This is a genomic window from Phenylobacterium sp. GW821-FHT12F10, from assembly GCF_058806695.1.
Window position 1 is genome coordinate 443309 of the sequence record NZ_JBXAPY010000001.1, and the last position, 16859, is coordinate 460167.

Consider the following 16859-nt stretch of genomic DNA (forward strand, 5'->3'; position numbering starts at 1 on the left):
AGCGGGGCGTCGTCTCACCTTCGCAGCAAGTGCGGTGTTCTAGGGGAAGATATCCGTCGCTTATGGCGGAGATGCGGGTTCGAATCCCGCCCGCACCCTAATCAAGGGTCCGCCGATACCGGGCCATGGCCAGCGCCGTGACCACGCAGACGAAGGCCAACAGGGCCAGCAGTTCGCGCCACATGTCGGTGAGGCTCTGGCCCTTCAGCAGGGCGCCGCGGACCACCCGCAGGAAGTGGGTGACCGGGATGGCCTGGCCAATGGCCTGGGCCCAGGCAGGCATGCCCCGGAAGGGGAACATGAAGCCCGAGAGCAGGATCGAGGGCATGATGTAGAAGAAGCTCATCTGCATGGCCTGCAGCTGCGACCGCGCCGCCGTGGAGATGAGAAAGCCGAGCGCCAGGGAGCCCACGATGAACAGGGTGACCCCCAGGGTCAGGCCGATCCAGCCCCCCATCATCGGCACGTGGAACAGCAGCTTGGCGATGACCAGGATGATCACCGCCTGGGCCACCCCCACCAGGACATAGGGGGCCAGTTTTCCGATCATCACCTCAATCGGTTCGACAGGCGTGGCCAGCAGGCTTTCCATGGTGCCGCGCTCGGTCTCGCGGGTGACGCTCAGCGAGGTCATCATGACCAGCGTCATGGAGAGGATCACTCCCAGCAGGCCCGGCACGATGTTGTAGGCGGTGACCGCCTCGGGATTGTAGCGGCGGTGGACCACGACCTCGAAGGCCGGCTGGGACCGGCCCCTGGGCGCCAGGGCGCCCTTCAGGTCAGCGGCGAGCGCCTGGGCGGGCAGGGCGGCGAGGGCGGCCACCGCGCCGCCGGTGGCCGAGGGGTCGGTGGCGTCGGCCTCCACCAGGATCTGGGCCTTGTCGCCGCGGGCCACCCGGCGGGTGAAGTCGCCGGGGATGGTGATGGCGAACTGGACGTCGCCGCGGCGGATCATCTCGTCCAGCTCGGCCGGCGTGCGGGCCTGGGCCGTGAGGTCGAAATAGGCGCTGTTGCGCAAGGACGACAGGATCGAGCGGGCGAAGACGCTGTCCTCCTGCACCAGGACGGCCGTGGGCAGGTGGCGGGGCTCGGAGTTGATGGCGTAGCCGAACAGCAGCAGCTGGATCACCGGCAGGGCCAGGATCATGGCGTAGGTCAGGCGGTCGCGGGTGAGCTGCTTGAACTCCTTGATCAGCACCGCCCAGACCCGGGTCGTGGAGAATCCTGCTTCGCGCCTCGGGGCGCTTCGCAGGACAGGTCCTTGCTGGGGGGCTCGCCCTTCGGAGCCTCGGCGAAGAAGGGTCATCGGAAGTTGTCCTCCGCCCCTTCCATCAGCTGGATGAAGACGTCCTCCAGGGTGGGGTCGACCTCGGTCCAGCGGAACGGCGCGCGGCGATAGGGGGCGATGGCGGCCTCCAGGGCGGCGCGGTCGGAGCCGCTGACGTGCAGGGCGGCGCCGAAGGGGGCGGCCATCTCCACCCCGGGGCGGGCGGCCAGTTCCCCCGACAGCCGGTCGATCCCCGGCCCTTCGCCGTTGAAGGTCACCAGGTTGGAGCGGGCGACCACCTCGTCGGCCGTGCCGCGGGCGATCAGCTTGCCATAGGCGATATAGGCGATCTCGTGACAGCGCTCGGCCTCGTCCATGTAGTGGGTGGAGACCAGCACGGTCAGGCCCTCGGCGGAGAGCGCGTGGATCTCGTCCCAGAAGGTGCGGCGGGCCTTGGGATCGACCCCGGCCGTGGGTTCGTCCAGCAGCAGCAGCTTGGGCTCGTGCAGGGTGGCGGTGGCCAGGGCCAGCCGCTGCTTCCAGCCGCCCGACAGCGTCCCGGCCAGCTGGCCGCGCCGCTCCAGCAGGCCCAGGCGCTCCAGGGCGTGGATCACCCGCTCCTTGCGATGGTCCAGCTCATGGACCCGGGCGGAGAACATCAGGTTCTCCTCCAGGGTCAGGTCCTCGTAGAGCGAGAACTTCTGGGTCATGTAGCCGGTCTGGCGCTTGATGGCGTTCGCCTCCCCGATGATGTCCAGGCCCAGGCACGTGCCCTGGCCGCTGTCGGGGGTGAGCAGGCCGCAGAGCATGCGCAGGGTGGTGGTCTTTCCCGAGCCGTTGGGGCCCAGGAAGCCGCAGATCCGGCCATGCTCCACCTGGATGGAGACGTCCTGGACGACGCGCTTGTCGCCGAAGCTCTTGTTCAGGCCGTGGACGTCGATGGCCAGGTTCACCGGGCCGCTCCCAGGGGCGTCACGTCCACCGGCTGGCCGGGATTGAGCCGCGCGGAGGGGCGGGCCTCCACCATGTAGACCAGGCGGTCGCGGGCCTCGCGGCTGTAGATGACCGGCGGGGTGAACTCCGGGCGGGGGCTGACGAAGGTGATCTTGGCGGTCATGCCCTTGGCGCAGCCGTCGCAGGCGAAGCGGACCGTCGCGCCGATGCGATAGGCCGAGAGATTACGCTCGGGCACGAAGAAGCGCAGCTTGATGCGGTCGTCGGGTAGCAGGGACAGGATGGGCTGGTTGGCGCTGGCCCATTCGCCCTGCTGGAAGAAGACCTCCTCCACCCGCGCGTCGGACGGGGCGACGGGGGCGAGATCGGAGAGGCGGGCGTCGGCGGCCGAGAGGCCGGCCAGGGCCTGGGCCACGCGGCTGTCGGCGGCCTGGACCTGGCCCTCGCGGGCGCCCAGGGCCGCGGCGTCCCGCTGGCGGCGGGCGGCGACGAGCTGGGCGTTGGCGGTCTGCAGGGCGGCGCGCACATCGTCCAGGCGGGCGGGCGCATAGATGCCCTTGCGCACCAGGGGCTGGACCCGGCGCATGTCGGCCGCGGCGTCGCGGGCCCTCGCCTCCGCGGCGGCGATATTGGCGTCATAGACGGCCAGTTCGAGGGGGCGCAGCCCCTTGCGGGCGTCCTGCGCCTGGGCCTCGGCGGCGCCCACCTCGGCCTGGGCCTGGGCGCGCTGGGCGGTGAGCTGCTTGGGGTCGACCACGAAGAGGCGGTCCCCGGCCTTCACCCGGTCGCCGCGCTGGACCCGGATCTCGGCCACGGCGCCCGAGACCGGGGCGGCCAGATAGAGCGGCTCGCCCTCCACATAGCCCGAGAGGACGGCCGTGCGGTTCAGGCGCGGGACCAGGAACAGCGCGCCGACCATGGCCGCGGCGGCCAGCAGCAGGACGATGACGAGGAGGCGTTGTTTCATGGGACCATTCCCCGCAGCAGGGTCTCGACGTGTTGGGTGGCCAGGGCCGGCAGGTCGAAGGGCTCGGCCCCGATAGGCAGGAAGGTCTCGCGCCAGATCACCCCCACCAGCAGGGGCGAGATCAGGGAGACGGCGTAGTGGCGCGGGTCGCCGGGGCGGATCTCGCCGCGCGCCTGGGCCGCGGCGATGGCGGCGGTCAGGCCCCCCAGGGCCGGGACGATCAGCCGGTCGTGCCAGACCCGGGCCAGCTCCGGGAAGTTCCGGGCCTCGCCGATGACCATCTTCACGATCCCCCCGAGCGGCGTGGCGCCGGCCAGGTGGGCGATCAGGCCCACGGCGCCGCGCAGGGTGTCGGGAAAGTTGGGCGCGCCGGCCAGGGCCTGGATGTGGGCCAGGTTGGGGGCCACCCCCTGGTCCACCACGGCGCGGAAGATGTCCTCCTTGGTGGCGAAGTAGAGATAGATCGCCCCCTTGGAGACCCCCGCCCGGGCGGCGATGTCGTCCAGCCGCGCGGCGGCGAACCCCTTCTGCGCGAACACCTCGAAGGCCGCGGCGATGATCTCGTCGGGGCGGTCGGCCTTGCGGCGGCGGAACTTGGGCTGGCCGGCGGGGAGCATGGATGCCCACTAATAACTGACTGGTCAGTTATCAATATGCCCGGTCCGCAGGTATGGCAAGCTTCACCCTGTAGCGCCCAGGCCTCACTGTCCGTGAAAAGACCGATCTAGCGTTGCGGGGGGGCTGGCTCGGCCCGCGCGAAGGCCTATGAAGCCCGTCCGGGGCGGGGAGCCCCATTCCAATGTTCATGCGCCACCTCATCCTGCTCGCCGCAGCGTGCCTCTGCGGCTGCTCCGCCGTTCCCGGCTCGCCCCCGCATGACGCGCGGGCGCACGCGGTCGTGCGCGTGCTGGACGGGGACACCCTGGTGGTGGACGGCGAGGGGGTGCGCCTGGCCAATGTCGACGCCCCGGAACTGCCGCCGGAGGCCCGCTGCTGGGGCGAGGGCGCCCTGGGGGTCCAGGCCGCCGCCAAGGCGCAGGACCTGGTGAGCCATGCCGCCCGCATCGAGCTCGTGCGCGAGGGCCATGACCGCTACGGCCGCACCCTGGCCCGCGTGACTCTCAACGAGAGCCGCGACCTGGGGGACGCCCTGGTCTTCGCCGGCGTTGCGGCGCGCAAGGGCGAACGGGCCTGGGACTGGTGCGGTCCGGCCGATTTCCGTCTGGCCGGCGGCCCCGGCTTCGACACCGGACCGGTGGCCAATCCGCGCTTCATGGCCTGGGTCAGCGCCGAGCAACTCCCCGCCCTGTCGCCGGACGTCGCCAGCCTGATGCTCTCCAACGAGGACGGCGAGCCCCTCAGCCCGTTCTTCTGAGCCCCGGCTCTCCCTGGACGGCTTGGCCGTCGCGCCGGCCCATGCCACCGTGAGGCGAGCGGGGCGCTCACGGCCCCCTACGGAGACCCGATGAGCGACCAGGTCCGCAACCTCGCCTTCCACACCCTCTCCGACGAGTGGGCGACCCTGAAGCGGGTGACCTTCGACTATCGCCGCCGCGACGGGACCTGGGAGACCCAGGTGCGCCAGACCTACGACCGCGGCGACGGGGCGGTGATCCTGCCCTACGACCCCGAACGCGGGACCGTGCTGCTGACCCGCCAGTTCCGCATCCCGGCCTATGTCACCGGCCACCCGGAGCCGCTGATCGAGGCCGCCGCCGGCCTGCTGGACGCCGACGATCCGGAGACCGCCATCCGGCGCGAGGCCGAGGAGGAGCTGGGCTACCGGTTCTCAGCCGTCACCCCGGTCTTCAAGGTCTATATGAGCCCCGGCAGCGTCACCGAGCAGCTCAGCTTCTTCACCGCCCGCTACTCGCCGGCTGACAAGGTCGGCGCCGGCGGCGGCCACGCCGAGGAGGGCGAGGACATCGAGGTCTTGGAGATGCCGCTCGACCGGGCCCTGGCCCTGGTGGCCGAGGGCGTCATCGTCGACGCCAAGACCATCATGCTGATCCAGCACCTCAAGCTGGCGGAGAGCGCCTAGAACCTCGCATTGATCCCCACGAAGAACCGGCGGCCCAGGACGTCGAAGCTGGACGGGTCGGTGTTGGAGTTGGGATAGCTGGTGAAGTAGGGCGGGTCCTTGTCGCCGATATTGTTCACCCCCGCCCGCAGGCTGACCCGGTCGTCGATCTTCCACGAGCCCGACAGGTCGTAGACGTTGTAGTCGGGGGTGTTGACCGCCGTGGGGCTGAAGGTAGGCACGCTGCGGGCGTCGGTCATGGCGCCGATGCGCCGCCAGCGCAGGGTGGTCTTCACCGGGCCGACGCTCCAGGTCGCCGACAGCACCGACTTCCATTCCGGCAGGGCGCCGCCGGAGAGATCGGCGCCGATGGTCCCGGCATATTGCACGAAGGCCGCGCCTGGCCTGGCCTGGCGCTCGAAGCTGTCGAGCTTGGAGACCACCAGGTTGAAGGCCAGGGCTCCGGCCTCCTGCGGCAGGCCGAGATCGGCGAGGTCGAAGCCCCAGTCCACCTGCGCGTCGAGGCCGGCGGTCTTCACCGAGGCCAGGTTCACCTGGGTCTGGGTCACCCCGGTGATGTTGCCCGAGGCCAGGCGAGTGAACTGCTGGCAGTAGAAGTTGGCGTTGGAGAGCCCCGGGTTGGAGCCGTCGGCGTTGAAACAGGAGGAGAGGATGGTGGGGACCCCGATGGTCCCCACAACGTCGGCCACCTCGATCCGGTAATAGTCCAGGCTGACGCTGAACCGGCGCAGGAAGCGGCCGTCCACGGCGGGGGACCAGACGGCCCCGGCGGTGACGCTGTCGGCCGTCTCCTCGGTGAGGTTGGGATTGCCCCCGCCGGTGATCTCCACCTGGGTCGAGGCCTGGTTGAAGCTGTCGATAATCGAGGCCGGCACCCCTTGCGCCAGGCAGAGGGTCCGCACCGCCGCGGCGTTGGCGCCCGTGCGGAAGGAGGAGCGCACGTCGCACGGGTCACCCGCCGTGGTGCCGGCGCCCGGCGTGCCGACGCCGACGAAGCCCAGGGACTGGGGGGAGAACAGCTCGGCGATGTTGGGGGCGCGCACCGCCCGCTGATAGCCGCCGCGCACCAGCAGGCTGGAAACCGGCTTCCAGGTGAGGTCGGCCTTGTAGGCGCTGACCTGGCCGGTGGTGGAATAGTCGGCCACCCGGCCCCCCAGGGTGACGTCCAGGCTCTCGATCAGCGGCAGCTCGGCCAGGATCGGGACCAGCAGCTCGGCATAGATCTCCTTCGACGTGATGTCGCCGCTGACCGGCACCGCCGGATTGAAGCCGACGATGTCGGGGCCCTGCAGCAGGGCGTCGGGGGCGTAGTCGAAGTCGTCCTTGCGGTACTGGGCGCCGGCCGAGAATTTCAGCGGGCCCGCTGGCAGGTCGACCAGGCTGCCGGTGGCGTAGCCCTCGACGACCGTCTGCTTGATGGTGGTGGAATTGGTGACGTTGCGGGCGATGTAGGCCGCGCAGCCGGGGCTCACCTTGCCGGCCCCGAAGATGTTGAAGCCGCCGCAGAGGGCCGCCCCCCCGTCGGCGGCGAAGGTCAGGGTGCGCATGGCCGCCCGGCTGACATTGCCGAACTGGTGCTCGGTGTGGTCCATCTGGCCGTAGCTGGCGTAGAGGTCCCACTTCCAGTCCTTCACCGGCAGGGCGCCGCGCAGGCCGCCCACCAGCTGCAGGGTCTCATAGGTGTTGTTGGAGAGCCGGCCCCCCACTTCGGTGAAGGCCCGGCGGGGATAGAAGTCCGCGGTCGGATTGGCCCGCGAGGCCAGCAGGGTGCGCAGGTCGGTCGGGATGAAGGGGTTGGTCACCGGGACCACGATGTCGGGGCCTGGGAAGGCGCCGTCGCTGGCCGAGGCCGGGCCGAGCTGCCGCGAGACGTCATAGGTGGTGTAGCTGGCCGTCCCATAGGCCTCCACGGCGTCGCTCAGGTCATAGCGGCCGGTGGCGTAGAGGCTCCAGCGCTCCAGGGGGAGGTTCAGGTAGCGGTAGGCGGCGCTGTTGAAGGTGTAGCTGGTGGCCGAGAAGCCGGGGTCGCGGGCGCCCTTGTAGTTGTTCACCGGGGCGGTGGAGAACAGGGTCCCGTCGGCGTTGAAGCTGAGGCTGGCGCCGCGGGCCACGGTCCCGGGCGCGAAGCCATAGGCGCCGAAAACCGCGTTCATCGCCGCCTGGCTGGGCAGGTTGGCCGCGCCGCCAGCGTTGGAGGTCGGATCGAAGCGGCCGTCGGGGATGGTGGCGGCGCCCGAGGGCGTCAGGCCGGTGGTGAGGATCGAATAGCCCACGGCCGCCCAGTCGCGGTCGGCGGCCAGCAGACCCTCGCGCTTGTCGTAGGTGAGCGCCATCGCGACATTGCCCCGGCCGTCGGCGAGGCTGCGGCCCCAGCCGGCGGAGACCGTCGTCTGGCCGGCGTCGTTGCGGCTGGCGGCCCCGAACTGGGCGTCGACCTGGAACCCCTCGAAATCGCGCTTCAGCTTGAAGTTCACCACCCCGGCGATGGCGTCCGAGCCGTAGACTGCCGAGGCGCCCCCGGTGATGGTCTCCACGCTCTCCACCAGGAAGGTCGGGACGGTGTTGAGGTCCACCACGGCGTTGGGGTTGCCGGCCACCACCCGGCGGCCGTCGATCAGCACCAGGGTGCGGGTGGGGCCCAGGCCCCGCAGGTTGGCGTAGGCCTGGCCCGGCGTGGTGACGAAGTTGGTGGTGTTGGTGCCGGCCCCGTTCGAGGGCGTGAACTGGGGCAGCTGGTTGAGGGTGTTCTCGATCGTCACCATGCCCACGGCGGCGATCTGGTCTGCGCCCACCGTGACGATGGGGCTTTCGGAGACGTAGTCCTTACGCGCGATGCGGCTGCCGGTGACCACGATCTCGGAAACCTCCGAGTCGGGGGTCTGCGCCGCCGCCGGGGCGGCCTGGAACGCCAGGAGGCTCGCCAGGGCGCTGGCGCACAGCAGGCCCGATCGCATCGTCGTCATTTGAATATCCCCACCCGGAACAGCCCGATCCACCCTCGCGGGTGATTTGCAGCCCAGGCTAGGGGAAGCGCCGCGCCGCCGCTACAGGTCGCGCAAGGCCTTGGGATTAACGGGATTGGGGAACCGCGGGAACACGCCCGCAACGAATCAGGACCGAATCGGTGACTCGGCGCGATTCGGGATTTGTTCCCTACAAGGTATTGTAGCTCAGACCGCTCGAGGCACAAGTCGCCGGGTTCGGCGACCGACGGCCTCGATGAGAAGAATGCGCCCGCGCGAGCTGCGAAGGGCGGCTCCGCCTTGACGCCGCCGCTTCCCTTCGACTATATCGCCCGCTCTCGCGCGGGTCCGCTCGCCGTCACTCTTTTCTCGCTTAGGTCTTAAGCCATGTCGCGTCGTTGCGAACTCACCGGTATCGGCCCCATGGTCGGCCACAATGTGAGCCACTCGAATATCAAGACGAAGCGCCGCTTCCTGCCTGCCCTGGCGCCCGCCAGCCTGCAGTCGGACGCGCTGGGTCAGACCTTCAAGCTGCGCATCTCCAATGCGGCCCGCCGCACCCTGGACTTCCGCGGCGGCCTGGACGTCTTCCTGGTCAAGGCCAAGGACGAGCAGCTCTCGCCCCGCGCCCTGAAGATCAAGCGCCAACTGAAGGCCAAGCTCGCCGCGCAAGCGCCGGCCGTCGCCTAAGCGTCACACGCTTCGAGATTTGGAAAAGGCCGGCGGTGACGCCGGCCTTTTTCTTTGGGTGGTTATTTCAGCGTCTCGTCGAACAGCGCGATCAGTTCGCGCCAGTGGCGCTCGGCGCCCTGCGGATTGTGCACCGGCATGTCGCTGGGCACCCAGCCGTGCTTGCAGCCCTCCCAGGTCGAGACCTCGGCGTCGACGCCGGCCTCGCTCAGGGACTTGATCAGACGGTCCTTCTGGGCGTCGTCGAAGCTGCGGTCCTCGATGGCGCCGGCCACCAGCACCTTGGCCTTGATCTTGGGGGCCAGCAGGTGGGGGCTGCGCTCGTCGTCGGTGGCCATGTTGCCGCCATGGAAGGAGGCCGCCGCGGCGATCCTGTCGGGATAGGTCCCGGCGGCGCGCAGGGCGATGGAGCCGCCCATGCAATAGCCGGTGACGCCCACCTTGCCCGGCTTGGCGTCCGGATCGGCCTCGATGTAGTCGAGGCAGGCCTTCACGTCGGTCATCTGGCGTCCGACGCCGGTGCTGGCCCGCAGCTTGGCGAACAGGGCGCCGGCCTCCGGATCGCCCGCCCGGGCCGCGGCGATGTCCAGGGGCGGGTAGGGCCCGGCGCGCCAGAACAGGTCCGGCAGCAGGACGTAGTAGCCGGCGGCGGCCAGGCGCTCGCCCATCTCGAACAGGGCCGGGCGGATGGCCGGGGCGTCCATGGCGATGATGGCGGCGGGCCAGGGGCCGGCGCCGGTGTCGGGCTTGAAGACGAAGGCGCGAGCGTCGCCCTCGGGGGTGGGGAGGGCGATTTCGGTACGGCTCATAATGGCGCCTCGCGGGAGGGAGTGAGGAAAGGTGGGAGCGCGCTTTCCGCCCGCATCCCGCGCAAATTCAATGTTTCTGCGGCTTCCAGTCGAAGGCCAGCAGCAGGGTCTTCTGGGACTTTGAAAAGTTGTCGTCGGAAATCAGGTAGAAGCGCGTCGTGCCGTCCCTGTTGGGGACCGCCGAGACGCCCTCGATATTGTCCACGGTCAGGGGCCGGGCCAGGTCCAGGCGGGCCACCTCGCCGGCGGGGCCGAGAATCTTCAGGGTGATGCGGCTGCCCTGCAGCGGATCCCAGGCGCGGAACAGCCAGGCGGTGTTCCCACCCGCCAGCCGGTTGACGGCCACCACGCCGAACTCGACCGGCTTCTGCAGGGTGGGGCCCTTCACGCAGGGACTGCTGACCTTGCAGGTCCAGGTTTCACCGGAGTCCTCGCCCGCCGTCACATAGGCGTCGGGGCCGGCGTCCGGATCGGCCGCCAGGGCCTCCATGCCGCCGTTGGAGGGGAAGGTCGCCACCGGGGCGGGAACCACGCGCGGGACGCCGCCCTTGGCCGGATAGAGCAGGATGCGGTCGATGGCCTCGAAGCTCACCAGGCGGTCGCCATTGGCCAGCACCGCCAGACCCTCGGCGTCGGCCTCCTTCTTGCCCTGCAGCGGCTTGCCGTCGGGGCCGGTCAGGACGGTGAGCTTGCCCGGCCCCAGCCCCGCCAGGCGCCCGGCCTTGTCCAGCACCAGCCGGGTCTCCAGCAGATCGCCCTCGTCGCTCAGGGACAGCAGCTTGCCGTCCGGGGTGACCCTCAGGTCCGACAAGCCGTGCAGCCGCGCGGTCTGCTCGGAGGACAGCACCAGGCCGCCGGCATAGACGAAGTCGCCGACCCGATCCTGGGCCGGGTCCTGGGGATTGAGGGCGACGGGCGTCGCGGTGAGGGTGATCCCGGAGCCGGCGGCCACCGGTCCCTTGGGCAGGGTGGCCGGTTGGGCGCAGGCGGTGAGCGCCGCGAGCGCCGCCCCCAGGATCAGTCGCCTCACGCCACGGCCCTCCGGACTTCCTTGAAGGTGGACCGGCGCGCCGCTCCGCCCTGCGGCCCTTGCGTATTGGGCGGCGGCTGCAGCAGGCCCGCGGTCTTGCGGTTGGCCTTGCGCGGCTCCTCCTGGAAGAGTTCGGCCAGTTGCTCGACGATGGCGCCGGCCAGTTGCTCGACATCCACGATGGTCACCGCGCGGCGGTAGTAGCGGGTGACGTCGTGGCCGATGCCGATGGCGATCAGCTGCACCGGGCTCTTGTCCTGGATCTCGGCGATCACCTCGCGCAGGTGGCGCTCCAGATAGTGGCCGGAGTTCACCGACAGGGTGGAGTCGTCCACCGGCGCGCCGTCGGAGATCACCATCAGGATGCGGCGCGCTTCCGAGCGGCCGATCAGCCGTTGGTGGGCCCACATCAGGGCCTCCCCGTCGATGTTCTCCTTCAGCAGCCCCTCGCGCATCATCAGGCCGAGGTTGCGCCGGGCGCGGCGCCAGGGGGCGTCGGCGGACTTGTAGATGATATGGCGCAGGTCGTTCAGGCGGCCGGGCTGGGCGGGCTTGCCGGCCTTCAGCCAGTCCTCGCGGCTCGCGCCGCCCTTCCAGGCCCGGGTGGTGAAGCCGAGGATCTCGGTCTTCACGCCGCAGCGTTCCAGGGTGCGGGCCAGGATGTCGGCGCAGACAGCCGCCACCATGATCGGGCGCCCGCGCATCGAGCCGGAATTGTCGATCAGGATGGTGACCACCGTGTCGCGGAACTCGGTGTCTTCCTCCTCCTTGAAGGCCAGGGAGGCGGTGGGGTCGGTGATCACGCGGGTCAGGCGCGCCACGTCCAGCATCCCTTCCTCCAGGTCGAAGGTCCAGGAGCGGTTCTGCTGGGCCATCAGCTTGCGCTGCAGCTTGTTGGCCAGGCGGGAGACCACGCTCGACAGGCTGGCGAGCTGCTGGTCGAGATAGGCCCGCAGCCGGGTCAGCTCCTCGAGGTCGCAGAGCTCCTCGGCGGCCACCACCTCGTCGTTGGCGGTGGTGAAGACCTTGTAGGTCGGGGTCTTGGCGTCCCCCTTGAGGTCAGGGCGTGCGGGCTGCTCGCCCTCGCCCATCTCCGGCGGTTCGTCGGAGTCCTCGGCGTTGGGATCGTCCTCGGCCTGCATCATCTGGCTGTCGGCGTCCTCGCTTTCGCTGTGGGTCGCCTCGCTCTCGTCCATGGAGGCCTGCTGCGGGGACTGGCCCTCGCCGTCGCCCTCGCCGCCGTCCTCGGAGGACTCGGCCTCGCCCTCGTCGCCTTCCTCGTCGTCCTGATCGGCCTGGTCGGGGGCGTCGGAGAGATCGTCGCCCATGGAGAGGTCGCGCAGGATGGTGCGCGCCATCTTGGCATAGGCCTTCTGGTCGTCGATCTTGTCGATCAGCTTGTCGAGATCCTCGCCGGCGCGCGCCTCGATCTCGTCGCGGAACATGTCCACCAGCAGCTTGGCGTTCGGTGGCGACTCGACCCCCGTCAGTCGTTCGCGCGCCATCAGGGCCACGATGTCGGCCATGGGCGGATTGGCCTGGGCGTCGACGGGATTGAAGGGGCGCTTGGCCCAGGCCTGCTCGTGCACGACCTTGAGATTCTCGCGGACGCCGCCGAGCGCGTTGGACCCGATGGCCTCGATGCGGACCTGCTCCAGGGCGTCGTAGAGCGGCGCCCCCAGGGCCGAGCCAGGCCGGGTGCGGGCGTGGACCTGGGCGTCGTGGTGCGAGATGCGCAGGGCCATCTGATCGGCCAGGCCGCGGATGCGCGCGGCGTCCATGGGCGTCAGGTCGCGAGGCGGGTGCGGCAAGACCGCGCGATTGCCGCTGAGCAGGGGGCCTTCCCCGGAGTAGACGATCTCCAGATCGGGCGACTCCGCCAGGGAGCGCGCCGCGTTCGCAAGCGCGCGTTTAAAGGGCTCGAGCGGGCTTTCCGGGTTCTTGGCCATGATCGAACTTCATAGCCTGACGGGGGGAACCGAGGAAAGTCCTGCTTGGCCGATGGCCCGCGGCGAAAACTTGTCAGCAGCAATCTGTTTACGTCTTCCAGCGCCCCTGGGCGGTGGGGCCCGGGTTAGGAGTTGAGCGGTGACGGCGGTTGCGTGTCTGAGGGTGGCGGTGGATGTGGAGAAGACGGGGCTTAGCCCCGCCGTCCTCGGTCCCCTGGTCGCCAAGTTTTCCGGCATCTACCTGGAGGGCCGCTGGCAGTGGCCCCGCCAGTTCGCGCCCCTGACCCACTATTCCTTCCTGCTGACCGACCCGCGGGCCGATGAGCTGGACGTGCAGGAACTGGCCCGCCTGGGGGAAGAGCTCCAGATCAAGCTGTTCGGCGAGGGTGAGGACGGCGACGTCCGCCTGCTGCTGTTCGAAGGCACGCCGGACGCCGTCCAGGCCTTCGCCGCCATGGACGAGGCGGCTGTCGGTCGGGCGCTGCTGGATCCTTCCCTGCTGGCGCCGGGCCGTCTGAGCCGGGTCGAGAGCACAGACGGGGTGGCCCGACGCACAGAGCAGGCCGATCCCGCCGTCGGCGCCGAGGCCGGCCCCAACTGGGTGGAACAGCATCTGGCGCACGGTGCGCCCGGCGAGGTGGTCGCCGGCCGCCCCATGCCGCAGCTCGAGGGCGTCCAGGGCATCTACTTCACCCTGCGCGGTGTCTTCGTGGGCGACGTGGTGAGTTCGACGCCCGGCGCGGCGAAGACGCACTACAGCCTGGTGGAGGGCGACGACCACATGCCCGCCGACACCCAGGCCTTCGACGCCGATTGCGCGGCCGCGGCGGTCCGGATCCTGTCCCAGCCGGGATCCCACGCGACGCTCTACCTGCCCGTCTGCTATTCCAACCTGGTCCGCGCCTCGCGGCGCACGGCCTATGAGACGATGCTCGCCACCCTGCCGGCGGCGCACAAGGCCCAGCTGGCCGCCGCCGTCTACGACGTCCCGCGAGACCCCGCCTTCACCGCCTTGGCCACCATCAAGGCCACCCTGTCGCGCTATGTCACCAATATCGACCTGCGGACCCAGGATCCCGGGTTCGAGATCGAGAAGCTGCCGCCCCAGGCGGTGACCAGCGTCACCCTGGTCCTGCCCCAGGGCGATCAGCGGGCGCGGCTGGCGGCCCTGCGGCGGTTCGCCGACCGTTTGCACCTCTATCGCAAGAAGCAGATCTGGGCGGCGGTCACCAACGTGCGCAACCGACTCGAGCTCGACGCCTGCATCGCCGCCCACGTTCCCTTCGTCACCGGGCCGGGGGTCTGCCGGCTGCAGATGGCGCCGGTGGGCGGCCGCATGCAGCCCCCCGAAGCCCTGCCCCTACTGGCCGCCTGAGCCCAGCTTCTCCATCACCAGGGGCGCGCCCCCGGCGGGATCGGCGACATAGGCGCCCTGCGCCTTGGGTTCGAACCGCAGGAGAGTGTGGCGCAGCGGATCGATGAGGCCGATGGCGCCGTTCGGATAGACCGTCCAGGCCGCCACGTCCCGGCTCAACCCTACCGACCTGAAGCACCGCCGGGGGATGGCCAGCCGCCAGCCGCCGATCGCCGCGCCCTTCTTCAGCGTGAGGGTGCAGGCCGCGTCGCCCTCGTCGACCCCCGCCAGGGACCAGACGCCGGCGAAGGCCCCGGGCGCATTGGCCTGGGTCATCGCCATGGGCGCGGCGCTGGCCGGCGCCGCCGCCGCCAGGAACGCGACGGCGAGGCCTGCGTTGAGCAAGCAAGACCTTGGATATCTCTGGCTGGAGTTCGACATGTTGAAATGGGCCCTGATTTTCGCGGTGGTCGCCTTGATCGCCGGCGCCCTCGGTTTCACCGGCATGGCCGGCGCCGCCGCAGGTATCGCCAAGCTGCTCTTCTTTGTCGCCGTGATCGGCTTTGTGCTGTTCCTGGCCCTGGGCGCCTTCGTGGGCAAGAAGATCAGCGGCGGCTGAACCGCCTTCCACCCTGATCGGAGAAGGGCGCGGAGTCACCTCCGCGCCTTTCTGATTCAGGCTGTGGCGGTCGCACCCGTGGCGGGCTCGGCCTGGGCCGACAGCGCCTCGTCGATGGCCGCGAACAGCCTGGCCGCCTCGATGGGCTTGGGCACGAAGCCCGTCATGCCGGCGGCGAGGTACTCGCTGACCTGGTGGCGCATGACATTGGCCGACAGCGCCAGGATCGGCAGGGGCGGACGGCCCTGTTCGGCCTCCAGCCGCCGGATGGCCTCGGTGGCCTCGACGCCGTTCATCTCGGGCATCTGGACGTCCATCAGCACCAGGTCGAAGGCCTGGGCCCGGACCGCGTCCACCGCCTCACGGCCGTTGGAGACCACGGTGAGGTCCACGCCGAAGGGCTCCAGCAGGGACTTCAGGATCAGCTGGTTGGTGGCGTTGTCCTCGGCCGCCAGGATCTTGGCCACATAGGTCTCGGCCGAGGGCTCGTCGGCCTGGGCCGCGCGCGGCCGCGCCTCGGCCCGCTTCTCGAGGGGCAGGGTGAAGCTGAAGGTCGAGCCCTCGCCCGCCGCGCTGGTCACGCCGATCTGTCCCCCCATCAGCTCCACCAGCTCGCGGCAGATGGCCAGGCCCAGGCCGGTGCCCCCGAAACGGCGGCTGGTGGAGGCGTCCACCTGGTTGAACTTCTGGAACAGGTCCCCCAGGCGCTCGGGCGGGATGCCGATGCCGCTGTCGCGCACGGAGAAGGCCAGGCCCTGGGCCGCGGGGGCCACGCTCACCCTCACCGCGCCATCGGCGGTGAACTTGATGGCGTTGGAGACCAGGTTGGCGATGACCTGGCGCAGTCGGGCGCCGTCGCCCCACCAGATCCCGTGCGCCTCGGGCGCGATCTCGACGATCAGCTCGACGTCCTTCTGGGCGGCGAGGTTGATGAAGGTGGCGCAGGCCTGGTTCACCGCCTCGGCCAGGTCGAACTCGTGGGCGTCGACGTCGAGCCGGCCGGCCTCGATCTTGGAGATGTCCAGGACGTCGTTCAGCACGCCGAGCAGGGTCTGGCCGGAGGTGCGGATCACGCCCAGCCGGTCGGCCTGGGCCGGGGTCAGCTCGTCGCGCTCCATCACCTGGGCCATGCCGAGGATGCCGTTCAGGGGCGTGCGGATCTCGTGGCTCATATTGGCCAGGAACTGCGACTTGGCGATATTGGCGGTGTCGGCCTGATCGCGGGCGCGCACCAGTTGCGACATGGTCCGGTCCAGGGCGGCGTCCCCGGCGGCGAGGTCGCGCAGGATCGCCCGGATGCGGAGCGCCAGGGCGCCGCCGCTCATCAGCAGCACCAGGAAGGCCAGGACGAAGATGGGCGCGGCGTCCCTCAGGACCTTCAGCCCCGGCCGCTTCTGGGTCCAGGCCAGGTCGCCGACGACGAAGCCGTTGGCGTCGACGATGGAGGTGCTGGCGCGGGTCTTCACCGTGCCGGGCGGGGTGATCCTGGCGCCGGAGACCCGCAGGTTGCTTTCCATCTCCCTCAGGAAGCCGCCGTCCATGCGGCGGGCGGAGACGATGATCGGCGCCGGGCCAGGCCGCTGCGTTGGGCCGGCGGTCTCGGCCGTCACCGAGGTGGCGCCCACCAGGAAGTAGTGGCCGCTCGAGACGACGACCCCGCTGGTGGTCGTTTCGGCCTCCAGGCCGTAGGGCTTGCCGGCCCGGCTGACGCCCCGGGCCTGTTCCTCGGACCGCAGCCGCGCCAGCAGGGGCGCCACGTCGCGCGGGAAGGCGCCGAGCTGGTCGGCCGCGACCCGGCCCTCGCCGCGCCACGCGTAGACGGGGCGGTCCTGGCCGTCGAAGATCAGGCTGAGGTCGTGATGCAGGTACTGGGCGTAGTAGCGGCCGATGTTCTCGTCGGCCCAGGTCTCGTCGATGTTGGGTCCAAGCCGCACATAGGCGTCGTCCCAGACGCTGGCGGAGCTGATGTCGGTGACGATCTGCTCCAGGGTCCGTTCGACCCGCCGCGCCACCAGCAGCCGCTCTTCCTGCACCTGGACCTGGTCCACCGAGGCCGCGGTATAGGCCAGCATCGCCACGCCGCCAGCCACGACGATCGCCAGGATCACCATCGCGAGCTGGATGATCCTTCGCGCGGCTCTCTGGCTGTGGGGAAGTTTGGGGGACATCAAACTCACAAAGGGAACAGGCCTCGTTCCTAGCAAGGTGAGGTCATC

At 70.2% G+C, this 16859-nt stretch carries 15 protein-coding genes and 1 tRNA gene; 6 read left to right on the forward strand and 10 right to left on the reverse strand.

Translation table 11 applies throughout. The features are described from left to right. Positions 1–29: 29 nt before the first annotated feature. Positions 30–98: transfer RNA gene (locus AC1RN5_RS02215), tRNA-OTHER, on the forward strand. On the opposite strand, the gene AC1RN5_RS02220 is transcribed toward AC1RN5_RS02215, so the two are convergent. The 4 genes from AC1RN5_RS02220 to AC1RN5_RS02235 all read right to left on the reverse strand — a co-directional run bounded on the left by AC1RN5_RS02220 (position 98) and on the right by AC1RN5_RS02235 (position 3805). Further along, positions 98–1198 carry an ABC transporter permease gene (locus AC1RN5_RS02220; protein WP_493039641.1) on the reverse strand — a complete coding sequence of 367 codons (1101 nt, stop codon included), beginning with the start codon at positions 1196–1198 and terminating at the stop codon, positions 98–100. The genes AC1RN5_RS02215 and AC1RN5_RS02220 overlap by 1 nt on opposite strands. A 104-nt stretch (positions 1199–1302) precedes the next feature. Continuing rightward, a complete protein-coding gene (locus AC1RN5_RS02225; RefSeq protein WP_493039642.1) occupies positions 1303–2220 on the reverse strand; it encodes an ABC transporter ATP-binding protein in 918 nt (305 codons plus the stop codon). Then, positions 2217–3188, reverse strand: coding sequence for an HlyD family secretion protein (locus tag AC1RN5_RS02230; protein ID WP_493039643.1), 972 nt, complete (start codon positions 3186–3188; stop codon positions 2217–2219). The genes AC1RN5_RS02225 and AC1RN5_RS02230 overlap by 4 nt, the downstream gene beginning before the upstream one ends. Next, entirely contained in the window at positions 3185–3805 is a 621-nt protein-coding gene (locus AC1RN5_RS02235) for a TetR/AcrR family transcriptional regulator (protein WP_493039644.1), read from the reverse strand. Before AC1RN5_RS02235 ends, AC1RN5_RS02230 begins: the two co-directional genes overlap by 4 nt. A gap of 182 nt (positions 3806–3987) precedes the next feature. Here AC1RN5_RS02235 and AC1RN5_RS02240 point away from each other — a divergent pair, with 182 nt between their 5' ends. Both AC1RN5_RS02240 and AC1RN5_RS02245 read left to right on the forward strand, forming a co-directional pair. After that, positions 3988–4563 carry a thermonuclease family protein gene (locus AC1RN5_RS02240; protein WP_493039645.1) on the forward strand — a complete coding sequence of 192 codons (576 nt, stop codon included), beginning with the start codon at positions 3988–3990 and terminating at the stop codon, positions 4561–4563. Between the two features lie 90 nt (positions 4564–4653). Further along, complete coding sequence (locus tag AC1RN5_RS02245; protein WP_493039646.1) at positions 4654–5229, forward strand: NUDIX domain-containing protein; 576 nt, start codon at positions 4654–4656, stop codon at positions 5227–5229. Here AC1RN5_RS02245 and AC1RN5_RS02250 read toward each other — a convergent pair. Then, positions 5226–8192 (reverse strand): TonB-dependent receptor domain-containing protein, encoded by a 2967-nt coding sequence (locus AC1RN5_RS02250; RefSeq protein ID WP_493039647.1) that lies wholly within the window; start codon positions 8190–8192, stop codon positions 5226–5228. The genes AC1RN5_RS02245 and AC1RN5_RS02250 overlap by 4 nt on opposite strands. A gap of 387 nt (positions 8193–8579) precedes the next feature. On the opposite strand from AC1RN5_RS02250, the gene rpmB reads away from it, so the two are divergent. Then, positions 8580–8882 (forward strand): 50S ribosomal protein L28, encoded by a 303-nt coding sequence (rpmB, locus tag AC1RN5_RS02255; RefSeq protein ID WP_493039648.1) that lies wholly within the window; start codon positions 8580–8582, stop codon positions 8880–8882. A 62-nt stretch (positions 8883–8944) separates the two neighbouring features. Here the strand turns inward: rpmB and AC1RN5_RS02260 are convergent, their stop codons facing one another. The 3 genes from AC1RN5_RS02260 to cobT form a co-directional block, all read right to left on the reverse strand. Next, a complete protein-coding gene (locus tag AC1RN5_RS02260; RefSeq protein WP_493039649.1) occupies positions 8945–9691 on the reverse strand; it encodes a dienelactone hydrolase family protein in 747 nt (248 codons plus the stop codon). 67 nt (positions 9692–9758) lie between these two features. Further along, entirely contained in the window at positions 9759–10721 is a 963-nt protein-coding gene (locus tag AC1RN5_RS02265; RefSeq protein ID WP_493039650.1) for an esterase-like activity of phytase family protein, read from the reverse strand. Then, positions 10718–12670 (reverse strand): cobaltochelatase subunit CobT, encoded by a 1953-nt coding sequence (gene cobT / locus AC1RN5_RS02270; protein WP_493039651.1) that lies wholly within the window; start codon positions 12668–12670, stop codon positions 10718–10720. Before cobT ends, AC1RN5_RS02265 begins: the two co-directional genes overlap by 4 nt. 139 nt (positions 12671–12809) lie before the next feature. Between cobT and AC1RN5_RS02275 the strand changes: the two genes are divergently transcribed. Then, entirely contained in the window at positions 12810–14045 is a 1236-nt protein-coding gene (locus AC1RN5_RS02275) for a hypothetical protein (protein WP_493039652.1), read from the forward strand. Here the strand turns inward: AC1RN5_RS02275 and AC1RN5_RS02280 are convergent. After that, a complete protein-coding gene (locus tag AC1RN5_RS02280; protein ID WP_493039653.1) occupies positions 14031–14366 on the reverse strand; it encodes an AprI/Inh family metalloprotease inhibitor in 336 nt (111 codons plus the stop codon). The two genes, AC1RN5_RS02275 and AC1RN5_RS02280, sit on opposite strands and share 15 nt — an antisense overlap. Before the next feature lie 97 nt (positions 14367–14463). Here AC1RN5_RS02280 and AC1RN5_RS02285 point away from each other — a divergent pair, with 97 nt between their 5' ends. Further along, positions 14464–14643, forward strand: a complete 180-nt coding sequence (locus tag AC1RN5_RS02285) for a DUF1328 domain-containing protein (protein ID WP_215338773.1) — start codon at positions 14464–14466, stop codon at positions 14641–14643. 56 nt (positions 14644–14699) lie between these two features. Here AC1RN5_RS02285 and AC1RN5_RS02290 read toward each other — a convergent pair whose 3' ends face one another. After that, a complete protein-coding gene (locus AC1RN5_RS02290; RefSeq protein ID WP_493039654.1) occupies positions 14700–16811 on the reverse strand; it encodes an ATP-binding protein in 2112 nt (703 codons plus the stop codon). Positions 16812–16859 lie beyond the last annotated feature (48 nt).

Bases quoted from the DNA above. Each gene is read 5' to 3' on its own strand.
- AC1RN5_RS02230 (WP_493039643.1), bottom strand. From the start codon at position 3,188: ATGAAACAACGCCTCCTCGTCATCGTCCTGCTGCTGGCCGCCGCGGCC.
- AC1RN5_RS02235 (WP_493039644.1), bottom strand. From the start codon at position 3,805: ATGCTCCCCGCCGGCCAGCCCAAGTTCCGCCGCCGCAAGGCCGACCGC.
- AC1RN5_RS02240 (WP_493039645.1), top strand. From the start codon at position 3,988: ATGTTCATGCGCCACCTCATCCTGCTCGCCGCAGCGTGCCTCTGCGGC.
- AC1RN5_RS02245 (WP_493039646.1), top strand. From the start codon at position 4,654: ATGAGCGACCAGGTCCGCAACCTCGCCTTCCACACCCTCTCCGACGAG.
- AC1RN5_RS02250 (WP_493039647.1), bottom strand. From the start codon at position 8,192: ATGACGACGATGCGATCGGGCCTGCTGTGCGCCAGCGCCCTGGCGAGC.
- rpmB (WP_493039648.1), top strand. From the start codon at position 8,580: ATGTCGCGTCGTTGCGAACTCACCGGTATCGGCCCCATGGTCGGCCAC.
- AC1RN5_RS02260 (WP_493039649.1), bottom strand. From the start codon at position 9,691: ATGAGCCGTACCGAAATCGCCCTCCCCACCCCCGAGGGCGACGCTCGC.
- cobT (WP_493039651.1), bottom strand. From the start codon at position 12,670: ATGGCCAAGAACCCGGAAAGCCCGCTCGAGCCCTTTAAACGCGCGCTT.
- AC1RN5_RS02280 (WP_493039653.1), bottom strand. From the start codon at position 14,366: ATGGCGATGACCCAGGCCAATGCGCCCGGGGCCTTCGCCGGCGTCTGG.
- AC1RN5_RS02285 (WP_215338773.1), top strand. From the start codon at position 14,464: ATGTTGAAATGGGCCCTGATTTTCGCGGTGGTCGCCTTGATCGCCGGC.
- AC1RN5_RS02290 (WP_493039654.1), bottom strand. From the start codon at position 16,811: ATGTCCCCCAAACTTCCCCACAGCCAGAGAGCCGCGCGAAGGATCATC.